This is a genomic window from Rhodoglobus sp. G.S.23 (assembly GCF_056675935.1).
In genome coordinates this window covers 2,724,815-2,747,402 of record NZ_CM155237.1, presented here as the reverse complement: position 1 = coordinate 2,747,402, position 22,588 = coordinate 2,724,815, and the positions used below count along the sequence as shown (strand labels likewise).

Here is a 22,588-nt window from a genome sequence, read left to right as displayed (position 1 = left end):
ATTAACAGGCTGCGCTCGCCGTGACGTCGCATTGGTGTTTTGCAGCGCGAACACCTTGTCTAGCCTCCGCTATGGGGGTAGAAGTCCCTAACTATTTAGCGTGATTCTGGTGAGTTCTTTCAACTTCCGGTTTATGGTTGTAAGTGACTAGCTCACCCGAAGGGCAAACCGGCGACGATGTGACGACTCACAAAATCGCCAAATTACCCGGGGGAGACAGCTGTGCACGACAACGGTGTTCGCGTAACGCGATCCCACGGCCGCGCGCGGTTCGCTTGGATGCGCAACGTGGCCGCTGTCGTCACTTTTGGTTTGCTGGCCTCCGTTCTTACCGTGATGCCTTCGGCGCCCGCGGAAGCTGCCGTCGTGCAGTGGGGTACCAACGCCGGCACTTCGCCTAATTATCAAACCACCGTCAACGGTGACTTCTTGATGGCGGGAAACGGCGTTCTTGCCTGCGACCGACCGCTCTATGCGGCTTCGCAGGTCGGGACGTGTGCAGACCTACACTCTGCCTCCGGGGGCAACAGTAATACGGCGAACGACAACTTTTACATGCAGAACTCGAACACGATTTCTGGATTCACCACCAACTCGAGCTCGGCCGCGCTAACCATCCCTAGTGGCGCGTCGGTCAAAAAGGCGTTTCTGAGTTGGAGCGCAAACACTGGTGCTTACACCGACACGACCGTTACGGCTTGTGCAGCGACGAACGCCAGTCGCGGAACAGCGACGATGCCCGCAGGTTCAGCAACGGGATATCGTACGCAACCGGCAAAGCTGAAGGTTGGCTCAGGCGCCGTCACGACTGTCGCACCCGCGAGCGTGCTTGAAGATCCTGTGGGTACGCCGTCATCGCTGTACTACAGCGCCAGCGCCGACGTCACTGCTGCTTTTGCAAACGCAGCGACGGGCGCGCCCCTCACGATTTCTGCCGGTGACCTGTGGACCCCTCAGGGCGCCGGTTGCTACGCGGGCTGGTCACTCACCGTCGTTTATGACTACGGCATCTACATCCCTAACAACGCGAACTCAAATCCTCACCGCATTATTTTCTACGAGGGCCACGTTCGCTTGACTGCAGCCGAAGCGCCTCTCACCGTTGGCTTCAACGGGTTCAGCGCGATCACCACAGGAACCCGTGCAGGCTACACGCTCTTCGAAGGCGACCGCATTCTCAGTGGGGACATCGCCGAGTACTCTCGCGGCAACGCGGCCTACAGCCAAATAACGAACAGCGCAGGCAATACAAACAACATCGGTATCGGACGCGGAGAAGGTTCCGTCCGCTATACAAGCCTCACCGATGCGGGCCCATTCACCAACCAGAGCGTGGATGTCTCATCGGCCAGCCTGCCCAACGTTCAAGCGGGTGACACGTCAGTCAACCTTCGGATGAGCACGAGCGGTGACTCCTATCTGCTTCGAAACGTGATCCTGTCGGTGCCAAGCGCTGGAATCAATGTCTCAAAAACATACGACGGAACGCTCGATCAGCAGTCCAGAACTGCGACGGAAACGGCGACATTCACGATTACGGTCACCAACTCCGGTGTTGGTGTTCTACAAAACATTTCAGTAGCTGATGATCAGACGAACTGTGCGCGCACGCTAACGGGCGTCACGTTGCAGCCACTCGAGTCATACACCTACACGTGTGTTGCGAATGGGGTAACAGCAGCAAGCTACGACACAACGGCAACCGCATCCGCGAGCACTGTTGTTGGTGGCAATACGGCAACGGGCAGCGACTCCACTCGCGTGCTGCTCTCGGCAATCGCACTGACCAAGACGAGCGCGCTTGCCGGTGGCGCTACCGGTCGCGCTGGCGACACCCTCAACTACACCTTCACTATTCTCAACAGTGGCGATTCGCCGCTGACTTCCGTTGCGGTCACTGACCCGCTGCCTGGCCTCTCGGCAATCACCTACACGTGGCCTACCGGCACCGCTGGTGCACTAGCCGCAGGAGCTTCGGCCACAGGAACGGCCACCTACACCCTGACCCAGGCCGATGTGGATGCTGGTTCCATCGCGAACACCGCCACCGCCACCGGAACTGATGCGGATGGCGGCGTGAAGCCGACCTCGACAGCGAATCGCACGACCCCCATCCCCGTCAACGCACTCTTCGAAACCAAGAAGACGGCGACCTATGCCGGCGCTGGTGTTGGCAATGTTGGCGACACTGTCAATTACACATTCTCCGTGAAGAACACCGGAAACGTGACCCTCACGTCCGTAGCGCTCACCGACCCCCTCACCGGACTTTCCGCCATCGCGGTCACGTGGCCCGGAACTTCCGGAAGACTCACTCCCGGCCAGACCGCGACAGCGACCGCCACCTATACCGTGAAGCAGTCCGATGTGAACGCGGGCAAAATCGTCAACCAGGCAAGCATCTCGGGAAGAACCCCCAAGAACGTTGCTGTTTCGGGCGTCAGCAATGAAGTGACACTCGCCACTGCACCAGCAGCCCCGGCGCTGACAACTACTAAATCGGGCACAGTGCCGAACCCCAAGGGGGTCGGCGACGTCATCACTTACAGCTTCACTGCGAAGAACACCGGAAACGTGACGCTCACCGGCGTCTCGATCTCCGATCCGCTCGCTGGGCTCTCTGCGCTCACCTACACGTGGCCAGGAACGGCAGGCACGCTTGCTCCGGGCCAGACCGTGACGGCAACAGCGACCTACACGGTGTTGCAGAAAGACGTTGACGCCGGGCTCGTGCGCAACACGGCTACAAGCACAGGAACATCGCCGGCGGGCACCGTCGTCACCGCGGCGTCCCCTCGAGTGGATACCGCACTCCAGACGCGCACCCCGGCTGTGTCGCTGTCGAAAACAGGAACCCTCGTTGGCGGTTCAACGGCGGGCAGCACCGTCAACTACTCGTTCGTTCTGACCAACTCCGGAAACGTCACGCTCACGAATGCCGGAATCACTGACCCGCTAACCGGCCTTTCAGCGATAACCTATGGCACCTGGCCGAGCGGCACCGTCGGAACGCTTACACCGGGACAGTCAGTAACCGCCACGGCAACGTACACGGTGAAGCAGTCGGATGTTGATGCCGGAGCAATCGCTAACAGTGCGACCGCGAAGGGCACGCCGCCGACCGGTGCCGATGTCACTCGCACTGCGCCGGCAACTGTGCCGATTACGGCTGACGCCAAGATGCTCGTCACCAAGTCTGGCTCCTACTCGACCGGGACTGGCGCTGTCGGCTCAGTAATTACCTACACCTTCAGTGTCAAGAACGACGGAAACGTCACGCTCAGCCAAGTTGTGCTCGCTGACCCCTTGTCTGGCCTTAGCCCGATCGTCGTAACCTGGCCAGGAGCAGCAGGGGTTCTCACTCCCGGTCAAACTGCCACCGGTACCGCAAGCTACACGGTGAAGCAGTCTGATGTGGATGCTGGTTCGGTCAAGAACACGGCAACCGCTACCGCGAAGACTCCGAGCGGCGCAACAGCGACGCAGCCGTCAGCGCAGTCGGTTGTGCCAACGATCGCTCAAATCCGCGCCATTGACACCACCAAATCTGCTGCCATCGCGGGTGCCGGAATCGGTGCCGTTGGCGATGTCATCAACTATTCGTTCCGTGCTCAGAACAATGGAAACGTGACGCTCACGGGCGTAACGATTGCTGACCCGCACGTTGGGCTTTCGGCGTTGACCTACACCTGGCCTGGCGCCGCGGGCGTTCTCGCTCCCGGTCAAGCGGTGACGGCGGTCGCGACGTACACGATCAAGCAGTCTGATGTGGATGCTGGCTCGGTCAAAAACATTGCAACCGGTAGTGGAACCCACGCCGGTATCACCGTGTCTAAGCCCTCGAGTGAAGTGACGGTCCCGACCGTTTCGGCGAACCCGGTCATCACGACCGTTAAGTCGGGCGCGCTCGCTGCCGGAGCGACGGGCCGAGCTGGCGACACCGTCAACTTCTCGGTGAAGCTCACCAACTCCGGCAATGTCACCCTCACTGCGGTGTCGGCGACCGATACCCTTCCCGGGCTCTCCGCTCTCAGCTACGGAACGTGGCCGTCTGGCGTGACCGGAACATTGAAACCGGGCGAGTCGGTTACGGCGACGGCTACGTACACGCTCAAACAAACGGACGTGGATGCTGGATCAGTGTCGAACACGGCAACGGGATCAGGCACACCTCCCACCGGCCCCGCCGTTTCGAGCACGAGTCCAGCGACTGTGCCGATTACCTCGGGACCGGCGCTGACCGTCACCAAGTCTGGTGCCGTTACCTCAGGTAATGGCTCCGTCAATGACACCGTCACCTTCTCGTTCGTTGTGCGCAACACAGGTAACGTGACGCTTTCCAGCGTGGGAATCACTGACACTCTCGCTGGCTTGTCGCCCGTTACCTTCGGCACGTGGCCGAGTGGCACCGCTGGCACACTTGCTCCGAACACGCAGGTCACCGCTACGGCGACCTACACAATCGTGCAGGGCGATGTGAACGCTGGTTCCGTAAAAAACACGGCCACGGCATCCGGAACACCTCCGACCGGCGCTGCGATTTCGGCGACGTCGTCGCAAGCCGTTGTTCCTACTGTTGCCGCAGCGCCGGCAGTTACCACGACCAAATCGGCGAGCGTCTCGGGAACCGGCGCAGTCGGTGACGTCATCACTTACACGTTCGTCACCCGGAACACTGGCAACGTCTCGCTGACGGGCGTTGGGGTAACCGATCCGCTGGTCGGGCTATCTTCCGTGACTTATGGCACTTGGCCAGGCGGAGTTGCCGGAACCCTCGCTCCCGGCACGCAGGTAACTTCTACCGCGACCTACACAATCAAGCAGTCGGATGTTAACGCTGGCTCGGTCAAGAACACCGCGACCTCACAGGGCACGTATGGCGGCACGACCGTATCTGGTTCGTCACCTCAGGTCACGACACCGACAGTTGCGCCCATTCGCACAATCACTCTTACGAAGAGTGGCGCTCTTGCCGTTGGCGCTACAGGAAAAGCTGGCGATACCGTCAACTACGATTTTGTCGTTCGTAATACTGGCAATGTGACGCTGACCGGTGTCGGAGTAACCGATCCGCTTTCCGGTATCTCGGCGATCACGTTCGGCAGTTGGCCGAGCGGAACCGCCGGTACGCTACAACCGAATACTCAGGTCACGGCCACCGCGACCTATGTTGTGAAGCAGTCGGATGTCGATGCTGGCTCAATCGCCAACACCGCGACAACGATTGGTACTCCTCCGACCGGTGCCGCAGTGTCAGCCACTGCTCCTGCCGCTGTCGCTCTCGCCTCACAGGCCGCTCTCGCGGTGGCGAAGGCTGGATCAGTTACGTCAGGAACGGGTGGCGTTGGCAGCACGATGACCTTCACGTTCAGCATCACCAACCCTGGCAACGTCACGATGACGAGTGTTGAGATTGCGGACTCCCTCGTTGGTCTTTCGGCTCCGGTTTACACGTGGCCGACGACTGTTGCCGGTCGAATCGCACCAGGTCAGACGGCGACGGCAACGGCAACGTACACGGTCAAGCAGGCCGATGTTGATGCGGGAACTGTTTCGAATACGGCGACAGTGTCGGGTAAGACTCCGACAAATGCCACGGTCACTTCACCGAGTTCTACGGCGGTTGTTCCGACTGCCGCAGCGGCACCGCAGCTCACCACAACGAAGTCGGCAAACCTGACTGCTGGCGCCAAAGTTGGCGACGTAATCACGTACTCGATCACGATCAATAACAGTGGAAACCAGACCCTCACGAGCGTTACCCTGACCGATTCTCTCGCTGGGCTCGCCACTCCGGTTATCACGTGGCCGGGAGTCACCGGGCGCTTGGCTCCAGGACAATCCGCGACGGCGACCGCGAACTACACGGTGAAGCAGGCGGATGTTGACTCCGGTTCGATCACGAACCGTGCGACAGCAGACGCAACAGCTCCTGGCGCCACTCCCGTCACTGACGACTCCGACGATGTTGTGACAACGACCGCGACCCCGGCTCCCACCCTCTCGCTTGCGAAGTCTGGCGCGCTGCCCTCGGGTTCTACGGCTCGCGCTGGTGAAGTCGTCACCTATAGCTTCGTGTTGCGCAACACGGGCAACGTGACGATCACGGGTGCGGCGATAACTGACCCACTTCCGGATCTTTCGACGATAACCTTCGGCACGTGGCCTTCTGGTGTGGCCGGAACGCTGGCGCCGGGCACCCAGGTGACGGCAACGGCAACGTACACGGTCAAGCAAGCTGATGTTAATGCGGGATCAATCGCAAACACCGCTAGTGCAACAGGCACTGGTGCTCGTGGCGGTTCGGCAGGGGCCACCAGTAATGCCACGGTTCCGCTCGTGTCGAGCGCCAAACTCACCGTCTCCAAATCGGGTGCCGTTACCGCGGGAACGGGGCGCGTTGGCGACACCGTCACCTTCTCGTTTGTTGTGCGGAACACCGGAAACGTCACGCTGACGTCGGTGGGAATCGCTGACACCCTGCCCGACCTCGGCACGGTGAATTTCGGAACGTGGCCTGACGGAACAACGGGCACTCTCGCTCCGAACACCCAAGTCACGGCAACCGCAACGTACACAATCAAGCAATCCGATGTGAACGCGGGATCGGTGCGCAACACGGCCACGGCATCCGGTACGCCGCCATCGGGACCAGTAGCGACCGCCACCTCGACCGAAGCCGTTGTGCCGACGGTTGCTTCATCTCCCGCTCTGGAAACAACCAAGAGCGCCGTTGTTGGTGGCACCGGAACCGGTGCGATCGGCGACACGATCACTTACACCTTCACCGCGCGCAATACCGGTAACGTCACCCTCACCGGTGTCACTCTCACCGACCCCCTGCCCGGACTCTCGACACCCACCTACGTGTGGTCAGGTGGCGTCTCTGGCCAGCTGAACCCGAACGGAACCGTCACCGGAACCGCCACCTACACAATCAGTCAGGCGGATGTCGACGCCGGCTCGATCAAGAACATTGCGACCGCCTCGGGAACGCCTCCCACCGGCGCCGTCGTGACGACGCCGTCGTCGCAGCTCGTCACCCCGACCATCACCTCAACACCGAAAATCGCTGTGACAAAGTCTGGCGCACTCGCGCCCGGCGCGCAGGGCGTTGCGGGAGACATTGTGACGTGGAGCATCACGCTGACGAACTCGGGAAACGTGACGCTCACCTCCGTATCTGTCACCGACACCCTGCCCAACATTTCTGCTGTCAGCTATGGCACGTGGCCGTCGACGGCCGGTACGTTGGCTCCGGGCCAGAGCGTCTCGGCCACGGCCACGTACGTTCTCAAACAGGCTGATATAGACGCCGGCGCTGTATCGAATACGGCGAACGGTGCGGGAACCCCGCCGCGCGGATCACCCGCGACGGCGACAGCTCCGGCAACCCTTGCTCTTGCTTCTAACGCGAGCATCACGCTCGACAAGACCGCCGCCATCGTTTCCCCAGGAACTGGTGTCGTTGGCGACACGATTCGCTACACCTTCACGGCGCAAAACACCGGTAATGTCACGCTCACCAATGTCATCATTGCTGATCCGCGCCCCGGACTTAGCGCACTGACCTACGGCACCTGGACGAGCGGCACTGTTGGCCGCCTAGCACCGGGCCAAATCATCACAGCAACCGCTGACTATGTGATCCGTCAGACCGACCAGAACGCTGGGGTCGTAAATAACACGGCATCCGTCTCGGGCACGTCGCCAACTGGCGCGAACACGACAGCCTCATCGGCTGCGGTATCGACTCCGACGGCAACCAGAGCCCCGGGCATCCTGACAACAAAATCGTCGAGCGTTGCAGGAGCGGGTGCTGTCGGCGACGTCATCACCTACACGATCACCGTGCGCAACACGGGAAACACGACGCTCACCTCGGTCTCGGCGAGCGACCCGCTCTCGGGTTTGAGCGCGCTGACCTACGGTACTTGGCCGGGTGGCGTCACAGGAACGCTGCAGCCGAGCACGCAGGTTGTTGCGACGGCGAAGTACACGATCAAGCAGTCCGACGTGAACACTGGGTCGGTAACGAACACGGCAACAGGCCAGGGCACTTCACCCTCCGCCGGAGTCATCACTGACCCGTCTGATGAAGTCGTTACTCCGACAGTTGCTGCAAATCCGCTTGCGACGTTCGCGAAGACCGGTGCGCTTGCTCCCGGCTCGGTGGGCGTCGCTGGCGACACGATTCGGTACACGTTTACGGCCAAGAACACAGGAAACGTGACGCTCACGGGTGTGCTGGTTACGGATCCTTTGACTGGCCTCGGAGCGATCACTTACACGTGGCCAGGTGCCGATGGCACGCTCGCGCCCGGACAGACCGTCACCGCAACCGCAAACTACACGGTCAAGCAATCGGATGTTGATGCCGGAAGCGTTGCCAACGAAGCGACGCTCGCGGCCACACCCCCGTCGGGTACCGAGTTCACTCTCACAGATCCGGAGACCGTGGCGATAACAGCTGCCCCACGGATTGACGTTGAGAAGACAGCGACGGTTGGAGGCACCGGTCAAGCCGGCGATGAAATTACCTTCACGATGACAATTCGCAACACGGGAAATCAGACCTTGAGTGTTGTCACGCTCATCGATAGCCTTCCTGGGCTGTCAGAGCCGATCTTCACTTGGCCAGGAACGCCAAACACTCTTGCACCAGGCCAGACGGCGGACGTGGTCGCGAAGTACACAATTTTGCAGGATGACGTCAACTTTGGCAGCGTGACCAACGAAGCTTCGGTCACAGCAAGCCCGCCAAATGGGGCCCCACAAATCTCTGACAGTTCGGGTGATGTCGTAGTCGCTACCGGTGCAAGCCGACCTGAGCTCAAGGTTGTCAAGACGACTAGCGCGGTACCTAACCCCGCCATAGTTGGCTCAACGATCACCTACTCATTCGTTGTGACGAATACGGGAAACGTCACTATCGAGAACACCGTACTCAACGACCCCATGCTTGGCGCTCTTACGCCAGCGCTTCCGCTGACGACTCTCGACCCTGGAGACACAACGTCAGTAGCGGTCGACTATGCGATCACTCAAGCCGATGTGGATGCCGGCTCAGTAACGAACACTGCCAAAGCTGTCGGTCAGACCACGGCAGATCCCGCAGTCCCGGTTGAAAGCCCGGTCTCATCAGTAACGACTCAGACAGAAGCTGCAGCCCCAGCCATCTCCGTGACAAAGTCGGGCACTGCCGCCAGTAAAGCTGACGACCTGATCGACTGGTCGTTCACAGTTACTAACACGGGAAACGTCACGCTCAGTGGCGTGACCCTCAACGATGCTCTCGCGGGGGTTACTCCGGTCTTTGGCGCGTTCCCCAGTGGAATCTCCGGTCAGTTGAACCCGGGTGACTCTGTCTTGGCAACAGCAGACGGCTACGTCGTCACCCAAACCGATGTGGACTCCGGTTCTGTTGTGAACTCGGTAACGGCATCCGGAACTCCGTCCCGTGGTGCAGTAGCCCGGGCCACGACCGCGGCAACAGTGCCGCTCGTGCCTGCTCCGGCCATCACGATTGTGAAGTCGGAGAACGCGACTCCCGCAGCTCGCGGTGAGGGCGACACTGTGGGGTTCACATTCACCGTGACCAACACGGGAAACGTCACGCTGAGCTCGATCAGCATCATCGATCCGCTCGATGGAGTCTCGACAATCAGCTACGGCACGTGGGAGAGCGGCACTGTCGGCACGCTCGCTCCGAATCAGACCGTTACGGCCACCGCTACCTATAACCTCACGCAGGGGGACATCGACCGCGGGTCCGTCGACAACGACTCCAGTGTGCTCGCCTCCACCCCTGCTGGCGCGATTCTCGACGAAGACTCCAACACCGTCACGGTCACGACGGAAGCTTCAGCACCCCTCCTCGTCACGACGAAGGACGCTGTGCTCAACGGGGCAGGCAACGTTGGCGACACGATCAGTTACACGATCACCCTCACTAACGGCGGAAACGTCACCGTGACGGATGCCGCGATCACCGACACTCTCGCAGGGCTCAGCGACCTCGTGTACGGCGAATGGCCATCCGGCGTTGCTGGCGAACTCGCCCCGACTGATTCTGTTTCGGCGACCGCGAATTACACGATTACCCAGGCGGATGTTGACGCTGGCTCCGTGAGTAACGTCGCTACCGGCGATGCTGTATCTGCTCGCGATAATGCCGCTGTCACTGATGACTCGCCCGCCGCGGTCACGCCACTCGTCCTGCAGTCCGCTGCCATCTCGGCAACGAAGACCGGAGCGCTGGAATCTGGTTCAGAGGGCGACGCCGGCGACACTGTTGAGTTCTCGTTCACGATCACCAACGATGGCAACGTCACGCTGACCGGTGTTACCTTGACTGACCCGCTTGTTGGTCTCTCCGCTATTGCCTATACGTGGCCGACCGCGACCGCCGGCGAGCTTGCTCCCGGTGCTACCGCCACTGCCGTAGCAACGTACATTCTGAAGCAGAGCGACGTTGACTCCGGATCGGTTGTCAACCTGGTGACGCCGTCTGCTCTCGATCCTGACGCCGGGGATGTCGATGGCGCCGAGGTCGCTGCGACGGTCATCGTTGAGCCAAACGCGAGCCTGAGCGCCACCAAGTTCGGCGAACTCCGAAGTGGCGGAATCGGTCAAGTCGGAGACATCATTGACTACACTCTCATCGCCACGAACACGGGTAACGTCACGCTCCACGACGGCAAGTTGCTTGACCCGCTTCCCGGCATTACCCCTCCCGTCATTACGTGGCCGAATCCAGCAGAACCCGGCGTTCTGAAGGTAGGCGAGTCCGTAACGGGAACCGCGTCCTATGCTCTCACTCAGGAAGATGTGGACCGTGGCTACCGCGACAACACCGCGCGTGTTCAGGCCCTGACCCCGAACAACGTTGTTGTCCCCGCGACCACAAACACGGTCATAATCCCGACGGTTCGTCCCGCTCCTATCCTTACCGTCGACAAGACGGCAGTGGTCGGTGGCTCCGGAGAGCTTGGCGACGAAATCGCCTACTCGTTCACGATCACCAACAACGGCAACATCAGCGTCTCGGGAATCACCCTCACCGACCCGCTGCCAGGCCTCACCGACCTCACCGTCAATTGGGATGCCGCAAACACCACTCGCACCCTCGCACCAACGGAGAGCGTCACGGCCACCGCGACCTACATCATCACTCAAGATGACGTAAACAACGGAGACGTCAGCAACACTGCGACGGCTAGCGGAACGGGTGCGCAAGACACGCCAGTCTCTGGCAGCTCCCCTGAGGTAGTGACAGCGGTCGTCGCTCCGAATTCATCGCTCAGCGCCACGAAAAGTGCGGCACTAGCTGTTGGCGCTACCGGAGTCGCGGGCGACACCGTCAACTACAGCTTCACCGTGACGAACGATGGAAACGTCTCTCTGACATCCGTCGGCATCGTCGACCAGCTCCCTGGCCTCTCGGCGCTGACCTTCGGAACGTGGCCGAGTGGCACGACCGGTCTGCTCAACCCCGGCGACGAAGTTACGGCAACCGCAACGTACACGCTTCTTCAGAGTGACATTGATGCTGGGGCGATCGCGAACAGCGTGAACGCTTCGGGGCTTCCGCCAGCGGGTTCCGCCGTGACTGAACCTGCATCGGCGACCCTGCCCCTCACTCCGGCGCCAAACTTTACCGTGACTAAGAGCGGATCGCTCGGTGCCCAGCTAGGCAATGTTGGCGACGTCATTGACTACTCATTCTCGATTGCGAACTCTGGCAACGTCACACTGTCGGGTGTTGTTCTGCTTGATTCCCTGGCTGGCGTGAGCACGCCAGTGATTACCTGGCCCGGCGCTGAAGGAGTGCTCGCTCCTGGCGAGGTTGCTACCGCCACCGCGAACTACACGATCACTCAAGACGATGTCGACGCGGGCACGGTCACCAACACCGCTCAGGCGCTTGGGGCAACACCAGACGGAGACTGGTACTTCGAATTCTCTGACGCGGCGACCAACCCGACAGTGGAACGCACGTCATCGGCAACGATCGACAAGGTTGGCTCCACCCCAGACGGCGCATCGCTTGGCGATCTGGTGAGATTCGATTTCACGATTGAGAACACGGGAAACACCACCCTGTCGGATGTCGCAATTTACGACCCGCTTGATGGCTTGACGACAATCGTTTACTCGTGGCCCGGAACCGCTGGTGAGCTGGCTCCTGCCGCAATCGCAACAGCGACAGCATGGTTTGCAATTACCCAGCCCGACCTTGACCGTGGATTCGTACGAAACACTGCAGAAGTCGATGCCACCTCGCCGATCGGCGCGGTGAATGATGCCGTTGGTCCCGTCGACGTTCCGACCGATGCTTCGACTCCCACCATTGTTGTCACTAAGAATGGAGCGCTTGAAGCGGGAGCAATAGGTTTCGCCGACGACATCGTTGACTACTCGTTCACCGTGCGCAATGCCGGAAACGTGACGTTGACCGCGGTAACACTGACCGACCTGCTGCCCAATCTCAGCGCGCTCACCTACACGTGGCCGACAGCCACTGATGGCACCCTTGCTCCAGGCCAGAGCGCCACGGCCGTTGCGACGTACTCCCTCACCCAAGCCGATGTAGATGCAGGGCAGGTCGACAACACGGTTACCGCCGCTGGCACCGCGCCCGACACGAGCACGGTGGGCGATACCGCCGACGAGACTGTCACGATCACGCCCGTCCCCGTTCTGACCCCCTTCAAGGAGGGCATCATCTTGAACGGCGGTATTGGCGCTGTTGGTGACACCGTTCAATACACGCTCACCGTCAAGAACGACGGAAACGTCACGCTCTACGATGGCAAGCTGCTCGATCCTCTTCCCGGATTGTCGGTGCCGGTTATTACTTGGCCGGATGAGAACAGGCCAGGGGTAATCCCGGTTGGCGAATCCGTTGTTGGGGTTGCGACGTACGTGATCACTCAGGCGGATGTCGACCTCGGCTACATCCCCAACACCGCAGACATGTCAGCAGAGACACCCAAGGGTGCGCTCATTGTCGAAGCGTCCAACGAAGTTATTGTGCCGATGGTGTTGCCTGCTCCGAACATCACCGTGACCAAGGCGGGAGACCCGCGCGGTTCTGGCGATGAGGGCGACACGATCGACTACACGTTCGAGATTCTCAACTCGGGAAACGTCACACTCAACACCGTCACGCTGAGCGACCCGCTGCCGAACCTCTCGGCGATCACTATTACGTGGCCAACGCCGACGACGCCTGGCGTTCTTGCTCCGGGTGAAGTCGCAACAGCTACCGCTACCTACCTTGTTACTCAAGACGATGTGGATGCTGGTGCCGTGGTGAATATCGCCACCGCCGATGGCATTGACCCCCACGACACCGCTGTCACGGATGATTCCGAAGCAAACACGGTTCCCACCGAATCAATTCGCGCCGTCGTTGACCTCACCAAGAGCGGCGTCCTCGCTGACCCAGCTCGCGCGGATGAGGGCGACACCGTTAACTGGTCATTCGAACTAACCAATACGGGAAACGTGTCGCTCACCGGTGTAGAAATCGTAGATACCCTTCCCGGGATATCGGCATTGACCTACACCTGGCCAGCAACCTCGGGGGAACTCGCTCCCGGTGAATCAGTTACAGCGACGGCAACCTCCGCTCTCACACAGGAACAGATCGATGCCGGAACAGTCGCGAACACTGCGACCGGAACTGGCACGCCCCCACGAGGCGATTCCGTTAGTGACCCGGCAACGGCATCCGTCGTTCTTGCTCCCCAAGCGGGCATGGCCGTAACCAAGGCCGGAACCGTTGATGGCGCAGGCAATGCCGGCGACACGATCGACTACAACTTCGGAATCACCAACACCGGTAACGTCACGCTTACGCTTGTCGACCTCGTTGATGCCCTTGTTGGAGTAAGCAATCCCGTATTCACGTGGCCAGGAACACCCGGAGAGCTGCAACCGGGCGAGACGGTTACGGCAACCGCTGATTACACGATCACGCAGAGTGACGTGGACCGTGGCACCGTGTCGAACGTCGCTACCGCAAGCGGAAAGCCCCCCATCGGCGACACGATCACTGTGGGCACGACAGTCACCGAGACAACTGTCGCGCCCTCAGCTCCCGTGCTCACTCTGACGAAGACGGGAAGCACTGGCGCAACGGCGGCTGTCGGCGACATCATCACCTACACCTTCGTCGTAACGAATGACGGAAACGTCACCGTTGACGGCATCGTCATCACTGACCCATTGCCCGGGCTCAGCACACCCGTTGTGAACTGGCCAGGCGCTAACGGTGTTCTTGCTCCAACAGAGACGGCTACGGCAACGGCGACCTACGCCATTACGCAGGCTGACGTAAACGTTGGCCACGTCGACAACTCGGCAATCGCCAATGGAACCTCCCCGACTGACGTGCCGGTACCGAGCAACACCGCGGAAGAATCAACGCCGACGGATGCTGCAGCTGCCGACATCCTCGTCACAAAGAGCGGAGCACTAGCTCCAGGTTCGACGGGATTCGAAGGCGACCTCGTCGAGTTCACCTTCTCGCTGACCAACAACGGAAACCAAACGTTGACTGCTGTTGAGCTGGTTGACGGCCTCACGGGAGTCTCGGCGCTGACCTACTCGTGGCCAACCGCGACGGAGGGCACCCTTGAGCCCGGCCAGACTGTTAGGGCAACGGCCACCTACGCTTTGACTCAAGCTGACATCGATTCTGGCTCGGTAATCAACACCGTGCGCGGTGACGCTACTCCGCCATCCGGCGTTGTCTTCAGCGAGACGGCCCCCGCAACCGTTCCGATCATTGCCGCAGGTGAGCTTGAGGCTCTCAAGTTCGGCCAGCTGCGCGCCGGCGGTATCGGTCTTGTAGGTGACTGGGTTGATTTCCGCCTTGAGGTCATCAACATCGGCAACGTCACATTGCACGATGGCGAGCTGCGTGACCCATTGCCGGGACTCAGTGTTCCCGTAATCACGTGGCCGAACCCTGCAGAGCCAGGCGTTGTGCGACCCGGTGAAATGGTGATCGGTGAAGCATCCGTTCAGCTCACTCAGGCTGACGTTGACCTCGGTTACATTGCCAACATCGCGGATGTCGGAGCAACCGACCCGAATGATAGCGACGTTGCGGCGACCTCCAACCAGGTCATTGTTTACACAGTCCAGCCGCAACCCAGCGTCACGATCGTGAAGACGGGGGCCGTCGCCACCGTCGGCGAAGAAGGCCTTGGCGACACCGTCAACTTCGAGTTCGAGATTCGCAATACCGGAAATGTGACGATCGGGTCAATCATCGTCACCGATCCGTTGCCGGGGATGACAACTCCAGTCGTGCAGTGGCCGGTCGACAATACGACAGAAACCCTTGCACCCAACGAGACCGTTGTGGCGACCGCCAGCTACGACATCCGTCAGTCGGATGTCGACCGTGGATTTGTGCAGAACACAGCGAACGTCGATGCGACTCCGGTTCGCGGCGACCCCGTTTCTGCCGTGTCCAACACGGCGCAGGTTCCCACTGAGGAACCCAACGTTGTCGTTGCCGTCACGAACTCTGGTGCCTTGACCAATGCCGGACCAGCGGTCGCCGGCGACACCGTTACGTGGAACTACAGCTTTACCAACAACAGCAACGTCACGCTTTCTGGTGTGGAGTTGAGCGACTTCATTGATTCACTCCCGGCTGGCGACTACACGTGGCCAGGCGAAGTTGGCGTACTGACCCCCGGCCAGACGGTGACCGCTGTGCGCGTTCAACCGCTGACGCAGGTCGACATTGATGCAGGAGCTGTCTCCAGTGTTGTCACCGGAGAAGGAACCCCCGCAGTGGGAGCCGCCGCAATTGCGAGCGCACCAGCCACTGTCACCTTGGCGGCGAATGGGTTGCTCACAGTGAGCAAATCCAGCGAGCTCGCAGTCGCGGGTGAAAACGGTCCTGGCGACACGGTCAACTACACAATCGTGGTGACGAACACGGGAAACGTGACTCTGCGGTCGGTCACGATCAGCGACAGTATCGACAACGTTTCGATCAATTCGATCGTCTGGCCCGCAAACAGCGGCGTGCTCGCTCCAGGGCAGACCGCCACAGCGAGTGCAACCTACATTCTCGAACAGGATGATGTTGACCGCGGCTACGTAGATAACACGGCCTCCGTTCGTGGCGAGACTCCGCAGCTTGAGGCTGTCACAGCTAACTCGAGCGTTGATCGCGAACTGACGGAGTCAGCCAACCCCAGCATTACGGCTCAGAAGTCGGGCGTGATGACGTCGGGTTCTGGCGGAGTGGGTTCAGAAATCACCTACAGCTTCATTGTGAAGAACACGGGCAACGTGACGCTGCGACTGGTCGGCGTGATTGATCCGCTTATCGACGTTGTGCCCTCCGACCTCACGTTCCCCTCGGCCACCGGTATTCTCGGCCCGGGAGAAGAGGCGGTTGGATCTGTTATTTACACGGTTACCCAGCAGAACGTTGATGACGGAACTGTTTTCAACACCGCTAAAGCCATCGGTACTTCGCCAGATGGCACCGAGGTGACTGGCGTTTCGAACACCGTCGAGAACCCGACTGAGTTGGCTGAGCCGTCGATCGTGACCACCCACACCGCCGCGCTCGCTCTCGGATCAGCCGGGGTGCTTGGCGACGGTATGAATTACAGCTTCCGTATCGCTAACAACGGAAACGTGACGCTCGACGGCGTTACGCTCTCGAACACGATTCCGGGTCTGACGAACTTCGTTTATACGTGGCCAACCCCGGCAACGCCCGGCGTTCTTGCACCAGGTGAAAGCGTCACCGTCACGGCTACTCGACTCGTTGATCAAGCGGATGTCGACGCTGGTGAAGTACGCAATGTCGCGACCGGCGAGGGCAACTCTCCCGCCGCGACAGCGGTAGACGCCGATTCGGCAGTGACTGTTGTTCCTCTCGTCGCGGCAATCTCAAGTTTGGATATTGGCAAGGTTGGTTCGGTTCGCGATCCCGGTAACCCCGTGGTTGTTGGCTCGTGGATCGACTACACGTTTACGGTGCTCAACGATGGCGAAACCACTATTAGTGGTGTGACTGTTTCGGATCCCAAGGTCGGCACTACCGCTGTTGTGTATGGCACGTGGCCTGCCGCTGTTGGTGTTTTGGCTCCGGGCCAGTCGGTCACGGCGACGGCAAGCTATCCAGTGACGCAGGCTGAGTTTGATGCCGGTTCGGCGTCCAACACGGCAACTGTCGCAGGCACGAACCCGGGCGGCGGGGCAGTGAGCAGCGCGTCAAATACTGTCGTGACGCCGACTGCTTCGGGTGCTCCCAGCATCCAGATCACGAAAACTCAGGCGCTCGCTGCTGCGGCAACCGGTCGCGCTGGGGACACTGTGACGTTCAACTTCGAAGTGACAAACACTGGCGATGTCACCCTGAATGGTGTGACGATCGTCGATGACCAGATCGATCTGAGTTCGGTGACGATCACGTGGCCGGGAACACCGGGCGTTCTCGCTCCTGGCCAGATCGCGACTGCGACAGCCACCTATGTGCTCACTCAAGATGATGTGGATGCCGGCTCGATTAGTTCTGACGCCTCAACTTCTGGCACGCCCGTTGTTGGGTCTGTCGTGATCGACTCGACTCCCGGCTCGACCCCGATTGCGGAGAACCCGTCGATGACGATTGCGAAGACGAGTTCCTTCGCGACCTTCGCTCAGCAGGGCGCAACAGTGAACTACCGCATCGAAGTCGTGAACACCGGAAACGTGACCATCACTTCTGTGGCGATTGCCGACATCAAGGTGGGCCTCTCGGCTCTCAACTACACCTGGCCGGGCACCGCTGGCGAACTTGCCCCAGGGCAGAAGCTCGTCGCGACAGCAACCTACGTCATCACTCAGAGCGATGTGGATGCCGAGCAGACCGCGAACGAAGCAATCGTGAACGCGAACGCACCGTCGGGCCCCATCGCTCCGGAATCGGCAACGAACACTTTGGCAATCCCCAACCTCCCGAGCATCGCACTGCGGCTGTCTGGTGCGCTCGGAGCAGGGCAGAAGGGCTTCCCGGGAGACATTGTGACGTTTACGTATGTCGCGACGAATACCGGAACGCTGCCGCTGAGCAACGTCACGATTGCTGACCCGCGCTTGGGGCTCTCAGCGATGCGCTACGGCGTCTGGCCTGGCGGCATCGGTCAGCTCGCGCTTGGCGAATCGATCACGGCAACGGCAACGTATGTCATCCGCGAAAGTGATGCCGGAACGATGCTCTATGAGACAGCCACTGTCACAAGCACCGAGATCAACTCGGGTGATCCGGTATTCGCTACAGCGCAAACAAGTTTGCAGCTACCTACCAAGGCGCTCTCTTACACTGGGTCAGATCCGCGAGGAACGCTCGCCACCGGGCTCGGCGCACTGCTCGCCGGCCTCGCACTGATCCTGCTCGCACGCAGAAGACAACGACAGGAAACATCATGAACCTCCGCACACGACTGACAGCCACCGCCATACCTGTGGCGATTCTCGCACTCGCGCTCGCTGGCTGCACCAACAACGGAACGGATGCTCAACCCGAGCCCACCGAGAGTTCAGCCGCGGCAGAACAGACCCCAGGTATCACCGACATCACGGATGCTCCGGGAACCGGCGAGAACCTGCAGGGAGCGCTCGCAGACTCCACGGTTGACGAATGCAAGCGGGCTGGCGACGAATGGACCGTGTCCGGCAACGTAACCAACTCAACGGCGGCCAGCGTCACGTACCGCATCTACGTTTCGCTGCTCAATGGGGCAAACGACACCCGCGCGCTCACTCAGGTGGATGTTGAAGCCACCGAGCCTGGGGCCACCACCGAGTGGAGCACCACAATTCCTGTCGCCGAAGATGAGCTCAGCTGTGTACTGCGGGTCGAGCGCTACGAAGGCTAGCCTGCGTCAGCGCGAACGCGGTACCGGGGCTGGGCTCACGGCGAGTATCGTGGAACGGTGACTGAACCGAACCCCAGCGTCGAGCTGTCGACCAACGGGGTGGGGCCGTGGCGGGGCGAATTTCCCACCGATCCCCACTTTGATCCTGAACTTCTGGCGCGTGGCGATAGCCGCAATGTTATTGACCGGTATCGCTACTGGAATATGGAAGCGATCGTTGCCGATCTTGATGTGACGCGTCATCCATTCCACGTCGCTATCGAAAACTGGCAGCACGACATGAACATCGGCTCCATCGTGCGCAGTGCGAATGCGTTCGGTGCCGACACCGTGCACATCATTGGGCGGCGGCGCTGGAACAAACGCGGCGCCATGGTCACTGACCGCTACCAGCACGTGTTGCATCATCCGGATGTCGCAGCCTTCGTGGAGTGGACTGAAGCCAACGATCTGCCGATCATCGCGATCGACAACGTGCCCGGCAGCGTCATCATCGAAACCTTCGATATGCCCAAACGCTGCGTGCTGCTCTTCGGCCAAGAGGGCCCGGGCTTGTCGCCCGAAGCCATCGAAGCAGCGACGGATGTCGTGGAGATCAGCCAGTTCGGTTCCACCCGATCGATCAACGCTTCAGCCGCGGCTGCCGTTGCGATGCACAACTGGATCACCCAGCACGTCAGCTTCTCGAAGTAGGACTCTGGCGGCGGCGGAAACGCGCCGGTAACGCGGCGAGGGTTAGTCTGAAGGTTCGACCCGATGAGGAGTGAGCCATGTCGCAACCCACCCGTGTCACGATTATTGGTGCCGGAATGGTCGGGCTCTGCACCGCCTGGTTCCTTCAAGAACGCGGTGTTGACGTTACAGTTCTTGATCGCACGGGCATTGCTGCCGGATCATCGTGGGGCAACGCCGGGTGGATCGCTCCCGCGCTCACCTTGCCGTTGCCAGAGCCGTCGATATTCCGTTTCGGAGTGAAGGCGATTGTTAGCCCCTCCTCGCCGGTGTACGTTCCGCTTGCCGCCAATGCCACCCTGCTGCGTTTTCTCGCGGGCTTCGCCCGTCACTCACTCCCTGGCGCGTGGCGCAAGAACATGGCGACGTTTGCTGAGATCAACAAGTGGGGGCTTGATTCCTTCGACCGTATGGAAGACGGAGGCGTCGCGGCCTCGCTTACCCAAGCTGACCCGTTTCTCGCAGCATTTGTCAACGAACGCGACCAGCAAACAATCGTGCACGAGTTCGACGAAGTCGCCGCACGTGGAGGCCACGTCAGCTTCCAGAAAATTACCGGCGACGAGTTGCGCGAAATCGAGCCGAGCATCTCGGGCCTCGTGACTCATGGGCTGCGCATTGAAGGCCAACGTTTCATCAACCCGCCCCAGTTCATGCAGGTGCTCGCGGCATCCGTTCGGGCCAGAGGCGCTCGAATCATTGAGGGCGCCAACGTTACCGGCGTGCGCGATCTTGGTACCGAGGGTGTCGTCGTTGATGTTGAGGGCCAAGACTCTGTGAAGGGCGACCAGCTGGTCATCGCGACCGGAACGTGGCTTTCGTCGCTCGCCCGCCAATTTGGGGTGCGGCAAGTCATTCAGGCCGGTCGGGGTTACAGCTTCAGCGTGAAACCGCCGGTGATCCCGACGCACCCCATCTACTTGGCCGCGCAGCGTGTTGCTTGCACCCCGCTTGGCGACCGACTGCGAGTGGGAGGCATGATGGAGTTCCGTCGCCCCGACGCTCCAGCAGACCCTCGCCGTATCCAAACCATCGTGAACGCAGCAAGCCCCATGTTTGACGGCGTGGACTGGGAAGCGCGCGAAGAAGAATGGGTCGGCTCACGACCCTGCACCGCCGACGGGCTTCCGCTGGTTGGTCGCACACGTTCGCCGCGCGTTCATGTTGCTGGCGGGCACGGCATGTGGGGCATTGCCCTTGGTCCCCTAACCGGGCGGATGCTCGCAGATTCCATCACCGGCAATGGCGAGCATCCCCTGCTCACTTCCTTCGACCCGCTGCGCTAGCAATCGCTGACGTGCGAGGTTAGCGCTCGCCGTCGAGTGCGTCGTGTTGGTTATGATTCGGCTCGCGGACGTGGTCGACAGGGCTGGGTTGCTGTGCGGCGTCGGGGCGCACTTCGGACTGCGCGTTGGCCTCGCGCACGCGGTCAACTAGTTCGCGCCACGGGCCAACTAGGTCTTGCTCGGGGATGACGACTTCGTGCGGATCGCAGTGGATCTCGTACGTGTACCGATCCGGCATCGGGTTTGTCGTTACTCGCTTCTCCCAGGGCAGCTCGGCAATGAGGAGGTACCACTGTTCGGGATCGGGTTGTTCGTCGACAATGACATCCCATTCGATGCGTCGACCGAGTAGGCCTCCGCTGCGCCACACCTGAACCTTCACACGTGCATGCTATCCCGCGCCCGCGCTTATTTGACAGTGCTTATTCGTCGGTGGTGATGCCGACCAGAGCCCAGCCGCCGACGACAGCTTCGTGCTCAGGGGAGCTGAACCCGTATCGTGCCACAGTTGTCTCGACTGTTGCTGCCGCGAATTCGGCGAAGTTACTGCGGGGCGTAAGGGAGTTGCCGGTGAGGGTGTCGTACCAGATCTGCCCCGCGCGTTCCCACGCATTGCCGCCCAGGGTATTGGCGACGCTCCAGAACGCCCGATTGGGAATGCCTGAGTTCAGGTGCACGCCACCGTTGTCGTCGAGAGTTTCGATGTAGCCATCTAGATGGTCGGGCTGCGGGTCTTTTCCGAGCACATCGTCGTCATAGGCCGTTCCGGGTGCTTTCAGCGAGCGCAGCGCGTTTCCTTCGACTTGTTCGGTGAAGATGCCTTCTCCGACAAGCCAAGATGCAGTTGCTGCGTTCTGGCCGCGAGCATGCTGCTCGACTAATGATCCGAACACATCGGACAGGTGTTCATTGAGTGCGCCGCTCTGGCCTTGGTAGATCAGGCCGGCCGTGTATTCGGTCACGCCGTGGGCGAGTTCGTGGCCGATCACGCTGAGCGAGCGTGTAAATCCATCGAAGATCTCGCCGTCGCCGTCGCCGAACACCATGCGTGTGCCATCCCAGAACGCGTTGTCGTAGCGATTTCCGTAGTGCACGGTAGCTTCAAGTGGGGCAGAGCGATCGTTGATCGAGTCACGCGCGAACACTTCCCAAAAGAGGGCAAATGTGCTGCCCAGACCGTCATAGGCCTCGGAGACGGATGCATCGTCGGTCTCCGGTTCACCCTCGGTGCGCACTAACGTTCCGGGCAATGCTTCAGCACCGTGCGCGTCGTAGAGAGAACGACTGATCTGCCCACGCACGCTCGGCTCACCTGGGCGCAGCGACCTGCGGGGCAACACGTTGTGACTGCGGCCATGGTCGAGGTGATCGTGGACGACATCGGTCAGCGACCGCCGTGCGGCGTGTGCGGCCCGTTCGAAGCGGGGATCCTCCAGCGTCGCGATCCGCGCCAGAAGGAACGGGGGCACGATCGAGCAGATGGGTTGCGGAAGCGCAACAGGCGAAACGTGGTGCTGAGTAATCCGGAACATGCTCCATGCTGACACGGGCCGACGACACCGACAACACCGACAACACTGACTAAGCCATTTACGAGATCGGCCTGCACAAGGGTGAACGGACCCCGGCCCAGATGCCGGAGTCCGCTCACTAGTTTGTTGC

The 22,588-nt window shown here is 60.7% G+C and carries 6 protein-coding genes; 4 read left to right on the top strand and 2 right to left on the bottom strand.

The window, feature by feature from the left end; all coding sequences use genetic code 11:
• Positions 1–222: 222 nt before the first annotated feature.
• From AC1ENN_RS13350 to AC1ENN_RS13335, 4 genes are all read left to right on the top strand, one after another.
• Positions 223–18,459: a DUF7507 domain-containing protein gene (locus AC1ENN_RS13350; protein WP_480406243.1), complete on the top strand. Its 18,237-nt coding sequence runs from the start codon at positions 223–225 to the stop codon at positions 18,457–18,459.
• A complete protein-coding gene (locus tag AC1ENN_RS13345) occupies positions 18,456–18,908 on the top strand; it encodes a hypothetical protein (RefSeq protein WP_449647697.1) in 453 nt (150 codons plus the stop codon). Before AC1ENN_RS13350 ends, AC1ENN_RS13345 begins: the two co-directional genes overlap by 4 nt.
• Positions 18,909–18,965: 57 nt before the next feature.
• Positions 18,966–19,601 carry a TrmH family RNA methyltransferase gene (locus tag AC1ENN_RS13340; protein WP_449647696.1) on the top strand — a complete coding sequence of 212 codons (636 nt, stop codon included), beginning with the start codon at positions 18,966–18,968 and terminating at the stop codon, positions 19,599–19,601.
• Positions 19,602–19,678: 77 nt separating this feature from the next.
• On the top strand, positions 19,679–20,926 hold the full coding sequence (locus AC1ENN_RS13335) for an NAD(P)/FAD-dependent oxidoreductase (RefSeq protein ID WP_449647695.1): 1,248 nt from the start codon (positions 19,679–19,681) through the stop codon (positions 20,924–20,926).
• A 19-nt stretch (positions 20,927–20,945) separates the two neighbouring features.
• Here AC1ENN_RS13335 and AC1ENN_RS13330 read toward each other — a convergent pair whose 3' ends face one another.
• Complete coding sequence (locus tag AC1ENN_RS13330) at positions 20,946–21,308, bottom strand: protealysin inhibitor emfourin (RefSeq protein WP_449647694.1); 363 nt, start codon at positions 21,306–21,308, stop codon at positions 20,946–20,948.
• A gap of 40 nt (positions 21,309–21,348) precedes the next feature.
• Entirely contained in the window at positions 21,349–22,458 is a 1,110-nt protein-coding gene (locus AC1ENN_RS13325) for a M4 family metallopeptidase (protein ID WP_449648210.1), read from the bottom strand.
• Positions 22,459–22,588 lie beyond the last annotated feature (130 nt).

What these genes read in the sequence shown, in the direction of transcription:
- AC1ENN_RS13345 (WP_449647697.1), top strand. Translation starts at nt 18,456, where the DNA reads ATGAACCTCCGCACACGACTGACAGCCACCGCCATACCTGTGGCGATT.
- AC1ENN_RS13335 (WP_449647695.1), top strand. Translation starts at nt 19,679, where the DNA reads ATGTCGCAACCCACCCGTGTCACGATTATTGGTGCCGGAATGGTCGGG.
- AC1ENN_RS13325 (WP_449648210.1), bottom strand. Translation starts at nt 22,458, where the DNA reads ATGTTCCGGATTACTCAGCACCACGTTTCGCCTGTTGCGCTTCCGCAA.